This is a genomic window from Desulfovibrio sp. Fe33 (genome assembly GCF_028532725.1).
Lineage (GTDB): Bacteria > Desulfobacterota > Desulfovibrionia > Desulfovibrionales > Desulfovibrionaceae > Pseudodesulfovibrio.
In genome coordinates this window covers 16370-33313 of sequence record NZ_JAQKGU010000009.1, presented here as the reverse complement: position 1 = coordinate 33313, position 16944 = coordinate 16370, and the positions used below count along the sequence as shown (strand labels likewise).

The 16944-nt window shown below is 62.5% G+C and carries 15 protein-coding genes; 8 read left to right on the top strand and 7 right to left on the bottom strand.

What is annotated here, in order from left to right:
- Positions 1-35: 35 nt before the first annotated feature.
- Positions 36-1649 (bottom strand): flagellar hook protein FlgE, encoded by a 1614-nt coding sequence (locus tag PSN43_RS11980; protein WP_272700963.1) that lies wholly within the window; start codon positions 1647-1649, stop codon positions 36-38.
- A gap of 303 nt (positions 1650-1952) precedes the next feature.
- Between PSN43_RS11980 and PSN43_RS11975 the strand changes: the two genes are divergently transcribed.
- Positions 1953-2516, top strand: a complete 564-nt coding sequence (locus tag PSN43_RS11975; protein ID WP_272700962.1) for an OmpH family outer membrane protein — start codon at positions 1953-1955, stop codon at positions 2514-2516.
- 195 nt (positions 2517-2711) lie between these two features.
- Here PSN43_RS11975 and PSN43_RS11970 read toward each other — a convergent pair whose 3' ends face one another.
- Both PSN43_RS11970 and PSN43_RS11965 read right to left on the bottom strand, forming a co-directional pair.
- Positions 2712-3056: an Hpt domain-containing protein gene (locus PSN43_RS11970; protein WP_272700961.1), complete on the bottom strand. Its 345-nt coding sequence runs from the start codon at positions 3054-3056 to the stop codon at positions 2712-2714.
- Between the two features lie 103 nt (positions 3057-3159).
- Positions 3160-4422, bottom strand: coding sequence for a hypothetical protein (locus PSN43_RS11965; RefSeq protein WP_272700960.1), 1263 nt, complete (start codon positions 4420-4422; stop codon positions 3160-3162).
- Positions 4423-4723: 301 nt separating this feature from the next.
- Between PSN43_RS11965 and PSN43_RS11960 the strand changes: the two genes are divergently transcribed.
- Complete coding sequence (locus PSN43_RS11960; RefSeq protein ID WP_272700959.1) at positions 4724-5218, top strand: 3D domain-containing protein; 495 nt, start codon at positions 4724-4726, stop codon at positions 5216-5218.
- 106 nt (positions 5219-5324) lie between these two features.
- Here PSN43_RS11960 and PSN43_RS11955 read toward each other — a convergent pair whose 3' ends face one another.
- From PSN43_RS11955 to PSN43_RS11945, 3 genes are read right to left on the bottom strand one after another with little or no spacing between them, the layout of a single operon-like run.
- A complete protein-coding gene (locus PSN43_RS11955; protein ID WP_272700958.1) occupies positions 5325-6128 on the bottom strand; it encodes a nitroreductase family protein in 804 nt (267 codons plus the stop codon).
- Between the two features lie 53 nt (positions 6129-6181).
- On the bottom strand, positions 6182-6745 hold the full coding sequence (locus PSN43_RS11950) for a hypothetical protein (protein ID WP_272700957.1): 564 nt from the start codon (positions 6743-6745) through the stop codon (positions 6182-6184).
- A 13-nt stretch (positions 6746-6758) separates the two neighbouring features.
- Positions 6759-7169, bottom strand: coding sequence for a hypothetical protein (locus tag PSN43_RS11945; RefSeq protein ID WP_272700956.1), 411 nt, complete (start codon positions 7167-7169; stop codon positions 6759-6761).
- A 173-nt stretch (positions 7170-7342) separates the two neighbouring features.
- Here PSN43_RS11945 and PSN43_RS11940 point away from each other — a divergent pair, with 173 nt between their 5' ends.
- From PSN43_RS11940 to PSN43_RS11930, 3 genes are all read left to right on the top strand, one after another.
- On the top strand, positions 7343-7801 hold the full coding sequence (locus tag PSN43_RS11940) for a hypothetical protein (protein WP_272700955.1): 459 nt from the start codon (positions 7343-7345) through the stop codon (positions 7799-7801).
- Positions 7802-7817: 16 nt separating this feature from the next.
- Positions 7818-8609 carry a GGDEF domain-containing protein gene (locus PSN43_RS11935; RefSeq protein WP_272700954.1) on the top strand — a complete coding sequence of 264 codons (792 nt, stop codon included), beginning with the start codon at positions 7818-7820 and terminating at the stop codon, positions 8607-8609.
- Between the two features lie 126 nt (positions 8610-8735).
- Entirely contained in the window at positions 8736-11222 is a 2487-nt protein-coding gene (locus PSN43_RS11930; RefSeq protein ID WP_272700953.1) for an EAL domain-containing protein, read from the top strand.
- 86 nt (positions 11223-11308) lie between these two features.
- On the opposite strand, the gene PSN43_RS11925 is transcribed toward PSN43_RS11930, so the two are convergent.
- The gene (locus PSN43_RS11925; RefSeq protein ID WP_272700952.1) at positions 11309-12067 is read right to left on the bottom strand and encodes an RNA methyltransferase; all 759 of its coding nucleotides are present in this window, start codon (positions 12065-12067) and stop codon (positions 11309-11311) included.
- A 327-nt stretch (positions 12068-12394) separates the two neighbouring features.
- On the opposite strand from PSN43_RS11925, the gene PSN43_RS11920 reads away from it, so the two are divergent.
- From PSN43_RS11920 to PSN43_RS11910, 3 genes are all read left to right on the top strand, one after another.
- Positions 12395-13363 (top strand): TAXI family TRAP transporter solute-binding subunit, encoded by a 969-nt coding sequence (locus PSN43_RS11920; RefSeq protein WP_272700951.1) that lies wholly within the window; start codon positions 12395-12397, stop codon positions 13361-13363.
- Between the two features lie 218 nt (positions 13364-13581).
- A complete protein-coding gene (locus PSN43_RS11915) occupies positions 13582-15510 on the top strand; it encodes a TRAP transporter permease (protein WP_272700950.1) in 1929 nt (642 codons plus the stop codon).
- 377 nt (positions 15511-15887) lie between these two features.
- Entirely contained in the window at positions 15888-16901 is a 1014-nt protein-coding gene (locus tag PSN43_RS11910) for a TAXI family TRAP transporter solute-binding subunit (protein ID WP_272700949.1), read from the top strand.
- The last annotated feature ends 43 nt before the right edge of the window (positions 16902-16944 follow it).

Below are 16944 nucleotides of genomic sequence, written 5' to 3'. Positions count from 1 at the left end.
CCGGACGACGCCCCGCGTTGCGATGAAAAAAAGGACTAGCGCTTGATCGAAATGAGGGTGTTCAAAATCGAATCCGAAGTGGTGATGACCTTGGTATTGGCCTGGTATCCGCGCTGGGTCACGATCATATTGGAGAACTCCCTGGCCATGTCCACGTTGCTCTCTTCCAGGGTATTCTGATTAATGAGCCCCCGCCCACGGTCCCCGGCCGTGCCGAGAATGGCTTCGCCCGAGGCCTCGGTGGCAACGAAATTGGTGCCGCCGTCCCGCTGGAGCCCCCACGGGCTGTTGAACTTGTATACGGCCACCTGATACAATTCCTCGCTCTGCCCGTTGGAGAAGTGGCCGCTGAGCACACCCTCCTCGTCCACGCTGACGTAGTTGAGATACCCCCAGGAGTAGCCGTTCTGGAGACTGAACAGGGTGGAGGACGGCAGATCGTAGCTGGTGGTCACGCGGGCGTCGCGGTTCATGGAGTCCATCTCCGGAAGCAGGTCCGCGTTGGTCCCGATGTCGGCGGCCGATGTCACGGCCCCGCCCGACCAGGAGGCCGTGTCGGAGTTGATCCCGAAATCGTAGGAAATATTTCCGGTTCCGCCGTTGCTGGCGAACGTGTAGTTGAACTGCGCCAGGCCCTCCTCGCTGAATTCGGCCGGGACCCAGGCCGCCGGGTCCGTGCCGCCTTCTCCCGATGCGCTCGCGCGGTCCAGAGTGAAGGCCGACTGGTTGATCAGCGCGCCCCTGTCGTTGAAGGTCAAAACCCCCATCCCGGCCAGTCCGGCCGCGGAAGTGCCCTGAGCGGCCGACCCGTCCGAATCGCCCGGCATGGCGATGAGGTATTCCCAATAGGTGTAGCCGGGCACGGCGTTGGAAAGACCCGCCGTGGGCACCGGATCGAAATAGACGGTCATCTCGTGGCTGTTGCCGTTCTCGTCGAACACGTTCACGGCCGTGGAATACTGCGCCTGCGCATCGCCGAAGGGGGAGTCCGAACCGGTCCTGTTGGCGGAATACGCCCCGAGCATGGCGAAAAAGGGATTTTCCTCGTCGGATATCTGGCTCAAAGCCGAATGATCCAGCCGCGTGACGACCTCAACCGAAGAGGTGGCCAAAGGCGAGGACCTGACCACGCGGGCGGTCTGGCCGTCCACGGTCACGTCTTCGAAAGGCAGTTGCACGTCGGACACGCCGCCCGCCAACTGCCCGGTCTCCCGGTCATAGGCGAACCCTTGCAAACGGTATCCCTGGGCATTGACCAGATAGGCCTCGTTGTCGAAACGGAAATCTCCGGCGCGCGTATAATGGGACGCCCCGCGGATGGTCCCGGAAGGATCGTTGACGCCGAAGAAGCCCTCGCCAGAAATGGCCAGGTCCGTGGCCGTGGTGGTCCCGGACAAAGCGCCCTCGGTAAAATCGCCCCGGATGGACGACACGCCCACGCCCTTGCCCAACTGGCTGGTTCGGACCGAGCCGGATTCATACAGAGCGCCGCCCGAAGCCACCTGCTGGCTGATGAGATCGCCGAACAAGATGTCCGAGCGCTTGTAGCCGATGGTGCCGACGTTGGCCAGGTTGTTGGCCAGGACCTGCATTCCCTGGCTGTGGGCCACCACGCCGGTGGCTCCCACGTACATGCTGCTGAAACCCATACTTCCTCCGATTCGGCGCAGGCCGAACTCGCGGGAACCGCCGGAATACCCATTTCCCGGCAAGAAGTTCCCGATGCCTTCTCGATGGGATATACAGCAAGGGGTGTGCCAGCAGGAATCCGCCATGTTTTCAAGAGGAAAAGAGGAATGGAACGGCGGAACTTCCTGCCGCGCCAGCTTCGTCCGAACCTTGCCGCCGCAACCGGCTATTCGATGTTTCCCTTGCCAGATATCCCCGGCGCGAGTAGTCTTGCGCGACTTTAAGATCCAACCGACTTCAAACGAAACAATGGAGATATGGCAATGAAACGGATTCTTCCCCTGTTCCTCGTCGCGGCCCTGGTACTCGGCCTGAGCGCCTGCAACCAGGAACCGTCGGTCAAGATAGGCGTCGTGGACGAGGCTGCCGCCTTCAAGGACAACAAGCTGGCCACCGAGGCCATGGCCCACCTCCAGGAAATGGGCAAGCCTCTCCAGGCAAAGGCTGAGGCCGCCTACAAAGCCATGCAGGCCGAACAGACCGAAGAGAACGTGGCCGCCTACAAGTTGGCCATGGGCGAACTGCAAAACACCATGACCGCCGAACAGCAGCGCGTCGTGGGCCTGGTCGACGCCAAGTTCAACGAAGTCCTGGACAACTACCGCAAAGAAAAGGGACTGACCCTGATCCTGAGCAGGCAGGCCATAATCTCGTCCAGCGAAAGCGTGGACATCACCAAGGATATCGTGGCTGCCATGGACAAGGTGCAGGTTGACTTCACCCGTCCCGAAGCGCCCCAGGCCGAAACCCCGGCCCCGGAAGCCGCAACGGCTCCGGCCGAGGAACCCGCCAAGACCGCTCCCGAGGGCGGCGAGGCCACGAAATAGCCGGCCACCCGTTGACAAAAAAAGGCCTGTCCAATGCGGACAGGCCTTTTTTTTTGAACTATTCCGTTCGCTCCCTGCAAAAAAATCAGGGGTGAAAGCCGCTTCGCGGCAATTGTCGGGTGATTCCGCCTCCGGCGGGCAAGGGCTCGCACCCTTGCATCCCATGTATGCGCCTTCGGCGCGGGCTTACAGGTCTCAACAGCGGCTTGTGAAATCCTCCATGAGCGCCATGGCCTGATCCAGTTCCTCGATAAACATCCCGAGCCTTTTCCGCACACTGTCCAGATCGCCGTCCTGCGCTGCGAACTCCATCGCCAGGGCCAGCCTGCTTAACGCACCGGCGCGGACCACTCCGCACATCCCTTTCAATGAATGAGCCAGTTTGCCCGCCTTGTCCGTGTCATCCTCGGCCAGAGCCCTGGTCAACTCGGCCACACGTTTCGGGCAATCCTCGATGAAGGCTTCGACAAGGACGACGGCCAGTCCCCTGTCTTGGACAACGCTGTCCAGGAAATGATCCACATCGAACAAATCCTTCATTGTCCCCCCCCCTCTCGTTTTATATGGCCACTTTTAATACCATTCCGCATACAAATTGGGAAGAGGGGCCCACAACGGCAGAACGAAGAACGCCCCGACGCGGCTAGGGGCAGGTGCAAGGGCCTCCGGCCAGATGACGCCACCGGCCCCGATCGAAGACGAGCAGTATTTCCTGCATCGTCCGATTCCGGCAGTTGCGCAGACAATAACGGATCGGCTGCCTCAAAAAGCCCTCGGCCACCCGCCGGGACCGGAAGCCATTCGCTCGCACCCAAACGTCGGCCCCCGGATCGGCGGACCGAATCCGGCCGTAAGCGCCTTCGCCCCCGGAGTCTCCCTGCTGCGGAGCCGCTATGACCGTGGGCCGGGCAAGCGAGAGGAACCCGCGCCGTCCCAAAAAGGATAATCTTGAGCTGCCGCACACCAGGACGCCGCAATCCGCGTCTCCGTATCGAAAGACCAGCCCGTTCCCGGATATGGAAATGCGCCGGGCCGCCTGAAGCATGGCCGAAGCCGAGACCCGCAACGGCTCCGTCCTTATCTCCCGAGCTTCCACGCCATTCAGGCACATGACGGGATGCCGCGCTACCAGATGTTCCTCCAACCGCCCGGTCTGCCTGAACCAGCGTACCCGGATGTCGCCGCGCGCCAGCAGCCCCTCGGCCATAACGGCCAGAGCGAGCGTCATTCCAGCCTGTCTGGCCACCCGGCGCGTCGACGGAGCCAGCCCCTCGGCGCGATCGGCCAGCAGCCTGCCGCAAAGCACGGCGCACGCCGACAGGTCCTGCCCCCCCTTGCGGTCCAGAGCATCCAGGCACATTCGCACCAGGCCGTCGTTCCCGGCCGCTTCCCGGGAAGACAAAAGCATTCTCGACACGGCCGGAAACGTCTCCGCCGGAGAGAGCGGTCGCGGCTCGGCAGGCAGACGGCCCGTGCAGGCGGCCGCTCCGAGCAGCGCCAGCTCAGCGCACGCGCTCAACGGATGTCCCCCTTGAACCGGTGACATGGTGTTAGGCATGGGAAAGGACGCCTCCACCGGCACGGACCAGCCGCACCGGACGAACCAGTCCGGGAACCCGCCGTCGAAACCGCGGGCCGCTTCCGCCAGGGCGCGCAGGCTGTCAGGCAGCCAGTACTCACCCACCGGATAACCGCTCTCCATGAGTTCGAGAATGCCGCCAAGCCTCTCCGGCGACGCGGATGTGCACACCGCGACACGCAATTTGCCCACTCGCCTCTCGCGCAACATTCCGGACAGATCGCCTCGCAGAGTCCCGCCGTCGAAAAGATACGTTCCCCGACGGGTGGTCAGCAGGCAAGCATCCCCGCTGGATGCGGGGAGCATTCTGAATATCGTCAAATCCATTATTATCCTTGATAAAATTCTGACCACGCCTTCTGTTCGTCAACACTATATTGAAAGCGATATTCTATATCAAGAAATAATTTCACCCAAAAAAATAACGGCGCTCTAACCGCCCGAAAATACGGGCCGCTTTCTTGACGCCATCCGGCAATCACAGAGACGTTATTTTTTTATCATCTATGATATCAGCTTGTTACGACAAAAAGGCCTACGTCTTGCATCGAAAAAGCTTTGACGTTGACAAGATTTTTTTGGGTCATTATATGCCACAAACCAAAATCGACAACGGAGCACTCCCTATATGCGAATACTCTTCAACTACACCTTCACCCCGGTCCTTTGCGCGACCCTCGTGATCCTGGCGGTAGTCGTCGTCGTGAAACAACAGAAAATCGACGACCTGACACACCGCCTTGAGCTGGTCCAGAAGACCGCCGAGGCGCGCAGGATACTGGTCGAGGAGGCCCGCCTCCTCCAGAAGGCCAAAAACCGATCCCCGGTGCGTACGGTCACCGTGACCGCCTACAACCCCTCCACCGATCAATGCGACGAAGACCCGCTCATCGCGGCGTCCATGCGCAAGGTCCGCTCCGGCACCATCGCGGTGTCGCGCGACCTCTTCGATCAGGGATGGGTCTTCGGCCGCAAGGTCCGCATCGAAGGCTACGGCATCTTCGAAATCAACGACCTCATGAACAAGCGCTACCACCAGCGCATCGACATCTTCATGTGGGACGAATCCCGGGCCCGCGAGTTCGGGAGGAAGAACATCAAGGCCGCGCTCCTCGACATCTAGCCGACGGAACGCGAGAGAAAGGCCCCGCTCGATTGCTTCGAGCGGGGCCTTTCTCATGGGATTTCGCGTCATCCGAGCCCAAAGCGGGCTTCGGAGGACGTTCCCATCAATCCAGCCAGCCTATCTCCACGGGACGGCGGGTGGGAATTCGTTTGTAGCGGTACTTCGGATAGCCGAGCATCAGGGCGGCGTATACGCCATGCCCTTCGGGAATGCCCAGCTCGCGGCGGATGTTGCAACATCCTTCGGCCACCTCCATCAGGAAGCCCGCCCAGCAGGCCCCCAGGCCATGGGCATGGGCGGCCAGCTCAAGGTAGGCGGCGGCCAGGGCGCAGTCCTCGGCCGGGTTGAAGCCGTCTTCGGGCGCATGGGCCACGGCCACATGGGGAGCGCCGTGGAGTATCTTGTCCACGCCGCGCGCCCAGTTCTTGACCACGCCGGGCATAATCGAGTTGGTGGCCATGTAGTCCACGGTCATGCCCGCCAGGCGGCGGGTGGCCTCGGGCGTGCGGGTGACGATCCACCGCGCGGGCTGGCCGTTCTTGGCGCTGGGCGCGAACCCGGAGACGGAAAAAAGATGCTCGAGGACCTCCCCGGGCACGACCTTGTCCTTATAGGTACGCACCGAGCGACGCCCGCTGAGGAACTGGTCCGCCTGTTCGGGCGTCATCTTGAGCTCACGGTCGAGCGGTGCGCATTGGGCCGGGGACAGCCCGGCGGTCACGGGCATCTCGGGCAGCGTTACGGCCCCCACAGGACAGACGGCCACGCAGTGGCCGCAGTTGATGCAGGTTTTTTTGGCGGCGGGGCGAAGCTTGGGAAAGCCCTCGCGGTCCTCGACGATAAGGTCGAAGGGACACTCGTCCAGACACGCGCCGCAGCGCTTGCAGATATCCTTGTCGGCAAACATGATTGCTCCTCGAAGGGGCTTGCCCGGCGAACCGGGAGGAAAGGGAAGGCGGGCTACTTTTTCGCCGCCGCGGCAATGGCCGGAATGGCCTCGTACATGACCCCGCGAAGGGCCTCGGCCAGGATGTCGGCCTCGGTGGAATATCCGGGCACGACCACGTTCTCCACCTCGCTGGTGTACTTCTCCGAATGGACGATATTGCCGCTCCGGGACACCACTATTCTGACCGACACGCGGCCCTTGTAGGTGGTCATGCCGGTCTGATCCAAGGCCAGGTCGAGGACCTCGCCGGTAACGACCAGGTCATCGGCTGGAGTGAGCGCGGTGGCCCGATACCGGGCCTTGCACCCGGCGTTCTCCAACTCGTCGAACAGGGCCCAGCCTACCCAGTCGGCCACATCGGACAGGGTCGTGATGGCCTCCTTGTCGGCGGTCTTGCCCAGCACGGTTGCAGGCCGCTTGTCCTCGAAACGGAAAACCGTCACTTCGCCCGAACACGGAGAGTCCGTGCTGATGAGCGCGTATTTCAGTTTGATGGCGTTGCCAGCGGCACATCCCCCGGTCAGCAGGGCCAGAGCCAGGGCCGCGAGCGGCAGCCATTTCATATATGTCTTCATTGAATTGTCTCCGTCAGATTTCATCGCCCTTGGCGGGCGGTTCCCCGGCTTCCCGAGGCTTGTTGTCCAATTCGGATTCCATCTTGTCCAGGAGCTTGCGGGTCAACGCCATGAGCCGGTCGAGATTTTCGCTCACAAAGGACTTGGCCTTGGCGTCCAGCTCCTCGTCCGAAGGAGCCGCGCCGGGGACTGCGCCCTCGCGGTCCGTATCCCCGCCCTGCCCACTTTCAAGCAGCGCGCGAATGGCGTCGAGGTTCCGGCGCACCTGGGCAAGCTCCTCGCGAAACGCCTTGTCGCGCGTTCCGGCTTCCTCCTTGAGGGTTCGGACCTCGGCTTCCAAAGCGTCGAGCCGACCGGCATCCGGGCCGGGGCCGCCGCAGGCGGACAGGAACAAAACAAGGGCGAGTGCCGCGAATCGTTTCATGAGCGCCTCCTTCGCTTGCCCTGCGATACCACAACCCCCATCGGGCTGACAATGCGCAAGCGGCCCTGCGGCCGTGCGCGATGCCGCCGCCGTCTTGCGTTTCGCCCATAAATCCGTACAATGCGTCCATTCTGGATGCTTCCATATCCTATGCCAGAGAGAGAATACCGGCCATGAACAAACTGTTCGCCCTGACACTGCTGATCGTCCTGATGATCGCGGCCGCGCCCGCCGCCGCTTCCGACTACGTCCAGACTCCTCGCCCGGACGGCTTCCGGGGACTGGCCTGGGGAACGCCCCTGTCCGAGATCGTGGACCTCGTCCCGGTGCAGGAGCCGGGCTTCAAGAATACCTATTTCAGGCGCGACGAGGCCAAGACCTTCGGCAAGGCCGAAATCATGTCCGTCGCCTACTATTTTCACGCCGACAAGCTCTACCGGGTGGGCATCGCCTTCAAGGGGCGGGTCAACCAGTTCTTCCTCAAGGACATGCTCATGCAGCGTTACGGCGCCGGACGGGGCATAGGCTTCCGCTACGGCTGGATGTGGCCCGACTTCTCCATCGAATTGAATTACGACAACGACAAGGACACCGGCAGCCTCTACTACACCTTCGAAGGCGCCCAGAAATAACCGCGCCCGGCCGAGCATGACCATGGACCGTAACGCCACTCCCGGAATCAGAACGCGCTACAAGGTCCTTTACCTCGCGGGTGCACTGGCCCTGACCGCGCTTCTGTGCGTCCATGTCGGCGTCGTCTTCGCCATGCGCGCCGATCCGGGCGGGGCCCACGACAACCTCATATTCCTCTCCGGGCTTTGCGCGGCGGCCGGGATTCTGGTGCTCGCGGCCCAGGCCCTGCTCATGATGAAGCGAATCATCCCCATCCTGGGCCGGGATGCAGCCAGGGCCGACGAACTGGCCGCGGAACTGGAACGGCTGACGGTCCTCGATCCCCTGACCCGCGCCTACAACCGGGCCAAGTTCGAAGAGGTCGCCACCAGGGAGCTGGGCCACGTCCGACGGTACGGCCCGGACCTGTCCGGCATCATTTTCGATGTGGACGGCCTCCGGGAGATCAACCAGATCCATGGAGACCGCGCCGGGGACCGCGTCCTGGCCGATCTTGCCCGCGGCCTCGACGCCCAGCTCCGCTCCAACGACTTTCTCTTCCGCTGGCACGGCGGCAAATTCATCGTCCTCTGCCCTTACACCGACATCGACAAGGCGGCCGTCGTGGCCGAAAAAATTCATGTTTTCGCGGGGCACAAGCTCTTCGGCGGGAAAATACGCCTGTCCATCTCGCTCGGCGTGGCCCAGGCCGAGGAGGACGACACGGCGGAATCCTTCCGGCAACGCCTCCAATCGGGCCTGACCGCGGCCAAGAACGGCGGCCGCAACCAGGTGGCCGTATCCCGGCCCTTGATTCCGGCGCGCTGATCGCCCGCGCGCGAAAATCGCGTCGACACTTTGGAAACAATAATTGTATGCCGTTTCCTTTTTCCCCATTCTCGCGCTATATGAAGGATGCGATCGCCAGACACTTCGAACAGGACAACCGCGACGATGCCGAAGGATAAGACCCCACACTACCTGAGATTCGCCCCGATCCGCATCCTGTTGCCCTCGGTGATCATGCTTCTGCTCATCGCGGGGTCCGTCTTCCTGTATCTGCTCCCCTCCATGGAAAAGGCCCTGCTGGAGGCCGAAAAGGAAAAGGTCGTCGAGATCACCGATACGCTGGTCGACGCGCTGGCGCATCTTGACGGCATGGCCGCCCACGGCGAGATCTCCCGGGACTACGCCAAGCGGCTCGGCGCGGAGATCGTCAAGAACACCCGCTACGGCCCCGATTCCAATGATTATTTCTGGATCACCGACCTGACCCCGCGCATGATAATGCACCCCTACAGGCCGGACCTGGACGGCCTGGACCTGACCGACTACCGGGACCAGGAGGGCAAGCGGGTGTTCATGGAGTTCATCCGCGCCGCCCGCAAGGGCGGGGACGCCTTTGTCGAGTACCATTGGCAATGGCAGGACCACCCCGAGCGCATCGCCCGAAAGCTCTCCCACATCCGTCTGTTCGAACCATGGGGCTGGATTATCGGCACCGGACTGTACGTGGACGACGTGCGAGCCGAAATCAACGAATACCGCGACGACGTCGCCCTCATCTTCCTAGCCGTCCTGCTCATCATCTCACTGCTCTCCCTGTACATCATCCGCCAATCGGGCATCACGGAAAAGAAGAAGACGCAGATCCAGGGCCAGCGGGAAAAGCTCGTGCGCGTCCTCCAGGAGAGCGAGGAACGCTACCGGACCATCGCGGACTTCGGCTACGACTGGGAATTGTGGATCGGCACGGATAATGCCATCCACTATTGCTCGCCCGCCTGCCAACGAATCACCGGCTATCCGCCCGAACGATTCTTCGAAGCGCCGTCCCTGGTCAGAGAAATCGTCATCGAGGACGACCGTGACGCCTGGGACGCCTATCTGATCGAGGCCAACTCCGACAGGGGAGACACCCTGGACTTCCGCATCCGGACGGCCGACGGCAGCAACCGCTGGCTCGGCGCGGTCGGCCGCGCGGTATCGGGCATCGGAGGCAAGCCGCTCGGAATGCGGCTGAGCTTCCGCGACATCACCGAACGCAAGAACATGGAGGAGCAGCTCAGGCATCAGGCCCTGCACGACCCTTTGACCAACCTGGCCAACCGGACCCTGTGCCTGGACCGCCTCGCGCAGGCGATGCGCCGGGCAAAACGGCGGGAAAACTACTTCTTCGCCGTGGTATTTCTCGATCTCGACCGATTCAAGATTATCAACGACTCCCTGGGCCACAGCTTCGGCGACATGGTCCTGAGCGAAACGGCCAGCCGGCTGGGGGGAGAGATGCGCGGCCTGGACACGGTCTCCCGGTTCGGCGGAGACGAATTCGTCCTGCTCCTGGACGAGCTGTCCAGCCCGGCCGAGGCCATCCGCATCATCAAACGCGTGCGCCAACGCCTGTCCGAGCCGTTCCGTCTGAACGGAAACGAGGTCCAGACCTCGGCCAGCTTCGGCATCGTCCTGAGTCCCGTCGGAGACCGCAAGGCCGCCGACGTGCTGCAACACGCCAACATCGCCATGCACTGCGCCAAGGAGGCCGGGCGCAACCGCTTCAAGGTCTTCACCGAGCGGATGCTCGAAACCGCCGTGGACCAGATGACCCTCGAAACAGACATGCGCCGCGGGCTGGCGGACGACGAATTCTACGTGGTCTACCAGCCGATCATGGACCTGGACGGGTCGGACGTCATCGGCTTCGAGGCCCTGGCCCGATGGGAACATCCCGAACGGGGCGCCATCCCGCCCGCGGAGTTCATTCCCAAGGCCGAGGAATCCGGGCTCATCGTCCAGTTGGGTGAACGGGTTCTTCAGCAGGCCCTGCGGACCCTGGCCGGATGGCGCAACGAAACAGACGGCGTGGACGACATCTTCATATCCGTAAATTTGTCCAGCAAGCAGTTCTCCCGCATCGAACTGGACAAGATCGTGGTCGCGCTGCTCGCCAAGTACGGAATCCCGCCCTCCTGCCTGAGGCTTGAAATCACCGAATCCTCCATCATGAAGAACCCGGAGTCGTCCCTGCGCATCCTCAACCGGCTGAGGGACGCCGGGGTGCGCTTCTCCATCGACGACTTCGGCACGGGCTATTCCTCCCTGGCTCAGCTCCAGCAACTGCCCGTGGATACCCTCAAGGTGGACCGGACCTTCATCGCGCGCATGAGAAAGGACCCGGAGGACATGGAAATCGTCAAAGCGGTCATCGCCCTGGGCCGCTCGCTGGACCTCGACGTCATTGCCGAGGGAGTGGAAAGCCCGGAACAAATCTGCCTGCTCCTCGACCTGAACTGCAACCGCGTCCAGGGATTCTACTTCCATGAGCCCATGAGCGCGGCCAAGGCCAGGGAACTTCTCAAACTGCGCAACGGCGATACGGCGGAACGGACCAGGGAAAAGCTGCAAGCGGCGCGCCTGACCTGCCCCCGGAAAAAGAACGGCTGATCCGGCACGCGAAAAAGCCCCGCGCGACATAGTCGTGCGGGGCTTTTTCGCGTTTTCGAAACGAATGGGGACGTGGATGGAGGCCTCTACTCGGCTCCGCCATCCTTCTTCGGCCCGTATTTCTCCACGAACCAGCGCACTTGGCGGCAGACGCCCATGAGCAGGTTGAACTCGTTGCGCTTGAGGTTGACCTTGCTGAAGAAGCGGCGCACCGGAAGCATCCAGTAGTCCGGATTGTCGTTCTTGAGGAAGTCGATGGCCAGAAGGGTGTCCTGGAGGTTGGAGAACAGGGCTTCCTGTTCGCGTACCGTGGTGGGACGCTCCTCGGGCGGGCCGCCAGGAACGAAAGGATGATCCAGTGAACGCTTGAAGCATTCATACAGGACCACCAACACGGCCTGGGCCAGGTTCAGGGAGGTGCCGTCGCGGCTGGTCGGAATGGTCATCAGCCCGGAGCAGATGGACGTCTCCTCATTGGTCAGTCCCTTGTCCTCGGGGCCGAAAACGACGGCGACCTTGCCGCCTTCGCGCAACCGTTCGTCCACGACGTTCGCCAGCGTGTCCGGGTTCATTATCCCCTTACGCCATCCGCCGGTGCGGGCGGTGGTCCCGAAAATCGCGGTGCAGCCGTCCACGGCCTGTGCCAGGGTGTCCACGATGCGCGCGGACTCCAGGATATGCCGGGCGTGGGCCGTGGCCAGGGGCAGGGCCTTGTCCATGTCGAAATTGTACGGATCGACCACCACCAGCTCGGACACCCCCATATTGAGGCAGGCGCGAGCCGCGGAGCCGATGTTCTCCGGATATTTGGGACGGAACAGAACCACCACGAGATTGTCGAGCATGGGAACCCTCCTTGGGCGTTGACGACGACGCATGTACCACACAGCCGGGTGATGTCAAAAGCCGTCTTTCGCGCATTTCCCGCCGGGACACATCCTGATTCCCTCTTCTGCGATTATAAAAACCGATTATATAAAAGATAATTAATTCAGGCAGTGGGACCCATGTTGTCGGAGAATTGCGTTGAAATAATCGCCATTCTGTGCGACAACTCGGATACCGAGTGGAATAGTCTTCCTCTCGGGGGTGTGTTTTACCGCCCGTGCAATGCGGGACAGGTAGAAAAAGTTGCGGTCCATATTAACTTCTGTGGTTCCCTAGGAGGAAACATGAAACGGATTTACATCCTGGCCTTAGCTCTTGCCGTAGTTTTCGGCATGTCTTTCAGTGCGCACGCCAAAAAACGTTACGTCTTCGGCGGCGGTCCGGCCGGCGGCACCTTCCAGATCGTCGCCAACGCCATCCAGGTCTTCGGCCCCATCAAGGACAACCCCAATTTTTCCATCAAGGCCCAGTCCTCCGGCGGCTCCACCGAAAACCTGCGCACGGTCAACGCCGGCCGCTGTGCGTTCGGCACCGTGTACGCGGGCGAAGTCTACCTCGGCCGCAACGGCAAGCTGACCGGCGATCCGAACAAGTATGAGAACGTCCTGGCCGTGGGCTACCTCTACGGCGCGCCCGCCCAGTTGGTCATCCGCAAAGGCTCCGGCATCAAGTCGGCCAAGGACCTGGCCGGGAAGAAGGTCGGCGTCGGCAACGCCGGTTCCGGCGCGTTCGCCAACTGCGAGCGGTTCTTCACCCATCTGGGCATCTGGGACAAGATCGAGCGCAACGCCATGGGCTACAACGACGCCGCCCAGGCCTTCGGCAACGAACAGCTCGACGCCTTCTGGCTTCTCACCGCCTTCCCGTCCGGGGCCGTCATCATGGCCGCCCAGACCAACGACATCGACCTGGTCGACGTCGGGGCCGACGCCGAGAACTCCGGCTACTTCAAGGCCTATCCCTACTTCGGCAAGCTGACCATCCCGGCGGGCACATACCGCGGGGTGGATCGCGACACTCCCTCCTTCTTCGATTCCGCGCTGCTGGTAGCCAATGCCGACGTGCCCGCCGAGGACGTGTACGCGCTCCTCAAGGCCGTCTGGTCCGAGGAAGGCCTCAAGCACATGGTCGGCCAGAAGAAGACCTTCAAGGCCATGAGCATGGCCGACGGACTCAAGGGCATCAACCCGGCCGCGACTCCCCTGCATCCGGGCGCGGTGAAGTTCTGGAAGGAAATGGGCGTCCTGAAGTAGGCCCCCGCTCCCGACAACGTGTGCGGGCGGGCCCAAGGTCCGCCCGCGCAGCGCGTTCCCGGCGGCCCGGGCCACGTCCGCCGGGAACACGCGCACAGCCCCGATCCGCCCCGCCCGGCCGAACGGCCGGTCTCCCTTCACGGGCGCCCGGCACGCGGTCGGCCCTGGTGGCGCGGCACATTCTCCAACCGCTGCCCCGCAGCCGAGAGCGCGCTACAATGTACGAGAAATTAAACAGATACGAGAGATTCCTCTTCGACTTCCTGTCGGTCTCGATGGTCCTCTTCTACTCCTGGTCGGCCATCTTCGAACCGGCGGCAACCCAGTACCACCGGGGCATTTACGTAATCATCACGTACATGCTCGTCTTCCTGATCTACAAGTCCAGGAGCCGCCTCATGCGGCTGCTGGACTACCTGTTCATGGTGGCCTCGCTGGTCTCCGTGGGCTACTGGATATTGAACTTCGAAGCCATCAACTACCGGACCGGCATTGAAAACGACATGGACAAGGCCATGGCCATGATAGGCGTCCTGCTCGGCATAGAGCTGGCCCGCCGTGTGGTCGGCAACGTCTTCGTCATCATCGGCGTCATCATGATCCTCTTCGGCATGTACGGCGCACACATGCCCGAGCTCATCGCCCACGCCGGGGCGAGCTTCCCGGACCTGTGCACCTCGATATTCTACCGCTCGGACGGGGTGTTCGGCATCATGGCCAACGTGCTGGCCACCTACATCATCCTGTTCGTGCTCTTCGGAGCGTTCCTGGAAAAATGCGGGGCGCAGCGGTTCTTCATCGACTTCCCCCTGGCCGCCGTGGGCCACAAGGTGGGCGGCCCGGCCAAGGTCTCGGTCATAGCCTCCGGCCTGTTCGGGTCCATCTCCGGCTCGGCCATCGCCAACACCGTGTCCACCGGCACCTTCACCATCCCGATGATGAAGAAGGCCGGATTCAAGCCGCATGTGGCGGGCGGCATCGAGCCTGCGGCCTCCATCGGCGGCATGTTCATGCCCCCGATCATGGGCGCGGGCGGGTTCATCATGGCCGAAATGACCGGCCTGCCCTACTCCCACATCATGCTTGTGGCCCTCTTCCCGGCCATCATGTACTTCTTCTCGGTCTTCGTCATGGTCCACTACGAAGCCCGCAAAAACAACATCGTGGGCGAGCGGTACAAGCTCGGGGCCATGGAGATCCTGCGCAAGGAATGGCTCTACACCCTGCCGCTCATCCTCATCACCATCTTCATGCTCGCAGGGTACTCCCCCGGCTACTCCGCCATCGTCGGGCTGGCCGCGTGCATCGGCCTGTCGTTCAAAGACGAAGGGGAGCGGATCGACCCGACCCTGCTCCTCATCATGACCTTCATGGTCCTCTGCCCGTGGGTAATCAAACTCATCGGCAAGGCCGCGGGGCCCGAGGCGGCCGCAGCGGTCAGGCCGTTCCTGTCCGGCCGCATCCTGCTCCTGTACGGACTCATCGCGGCGGCGGCGGTCTACGCCTGGCGCAGGCAGACCGTGGCAGGTCTCAAAAACGAACTCGGGGCCTTTGTCGTCGCGTCGCGCTACGGGACCATCAACTCCCTCAAGATCGGAGCCACGGTGGGCGTCATCGGCGTCATCATCGGCGTGCTGACATACTCCGGGCTCGTCCTGACGTTTGCGGACATCGTCATCGAACTGGCCCACGGCAACCTGATCCTGACCATCCTGCTCGTGGCCCTCGCCTCCCTGGTGCTCGGCATGGGCGTTCCCGTCACCGCCGCCTACCTGATTACGGCAGTGGTCGCGGTCCCGGCCCTGACCCATCTCGGAGTCAATGAAGTGGCCGCGCACATGATCGTCTACTGGCTCTCCCAGGATTCCAACATCACCCCGCCGGTCTGCATCGCAGCCTTCGCCGGAGCGACCATCGCCGGGGCAAACATGTGGCGTACCGCCTTCACCTCGTTCAAATTCGCCAAATTCCTCTACCTCGCCCCGTTCCTCTTCGCCTACGTCCCGGCATTCTCCCTGAACGCGCCCACCCGCGACATCATCATCTGGTTCGCCATCATCGCAGCGATGGTGTTCGCCTACGCATGGTTCCTTAGCTTCATCTGGGTCAAACCCCTCAAACGCATCCTCGGCATGGCCACGGCCTGATCCGGCGGCAAGGCAACGCATAACGAAAGGGGCGGTCAACCGCCCCTTTTTTTAGGGGGAATCATACCGTTGCTCCATGAAGAAAGAAATCAGGGATGAAAGCCGCTTCGCGGCAATTGTCGGATGATTTCGCCCCCGGCGGGCAAGGGCTCGCCCCCTTGCATCCCCTGTATGCGCCTTCGGCGCGGACTTTTTCGTTCCGCGACGTTCCGCGGCGAAACACGGCATGGAGACCGGGGATAATTCACGCGCAATATTATAATATTCGAATGCGAAGCGGACACGCGTTGTCTTCGGTGCAGTGGTATGGCAAAAAACGGGCTGTCCGGGTTGGTGCCGCATGGGGCGGCGCATCCCACCCACCGACCGGAGGCCCGATGCCGCGTTTCGTCCACATCCTGCTCCTTCTTTGCTGCCTGGGCTTTTCCCCTGTAGCGGGCTGCATGTCGGAAACCGAAAACGGCCCCGAAGCGCCCAAAACAACGACGCGAACCCTGACCTTCTACGGCGGCCCGCGCGGCGGCACCTTCAACCACTTCGCCAACAAGATGGCGACAGTCATATCCCACGACGCGCCCGGCCTGAGCGTCCTGACAAAACCGTCCGGCGGCTCCGTGGAAAACCTCCTCGCCCTGTGCTCGGGGAAAGCGGACATGGCCCTGGTCAACGCGGGCGACGCGTTCCTTGGACGCACCGGCAAGCTGCGCTGCACCAACAAGAAATTCGCCGATGTCCAGGCCATCTCCTTTCTCTACGAAACCCCGGCGCAACTCGTGGTGCGCATGGACTCCGGCATACGTTCGGTCCTGGACCTCCGGGGCAAGACCATCGCCGTGGGCAACCCCGGCTCGGGCGCGGCCCTGTCCGCCGAGCGGTTCTTCCGCCATCTCAAGCTCTGGACCAACTTCAACCACCTGCCGACAGGCTACGCCGAAGCCGCCGAAGGCTTCGCCCGAGGCGAGGTGGATGGGTTCTGGGCCCTGGCGGGCTATCCCAACGCCTCGGTCATGGAGGCTGCCGCGCAAACGCCCGTCCGCATCCTGAACCTGCACGAGCCCGCCATGGCCTCCGGCTTCTACCAGCTCTATCCGTTCTACTCGCGGGCCTCCATCCCGGCGCACACCTACCATGGCCAGATCGACGCCGTGGCCACCTTCCAGGACGCCGCCCTGTGGTGCGCCCGCTCCGGCCTGGACGGGCACGCCGTATACGACGGCCTCAAAGCGGTTTTCAGCGACAAACGGCTTGAAGAACTGCGGCGCTTCCACGGCGCGGCCGCTGACATGAGCCTGCAAAACGGCATCCGCAACCTGTCCATCCCCCTGCACCCCGGCGCGCTCCGCTTCTGGTCCGAGCACAAGCTGGACATTCCGCCCATCCTCATGCCGTAGCTCCCGGCCCCTCCGGAGCGGGACCGCCTCCGCCAGGTTCAAC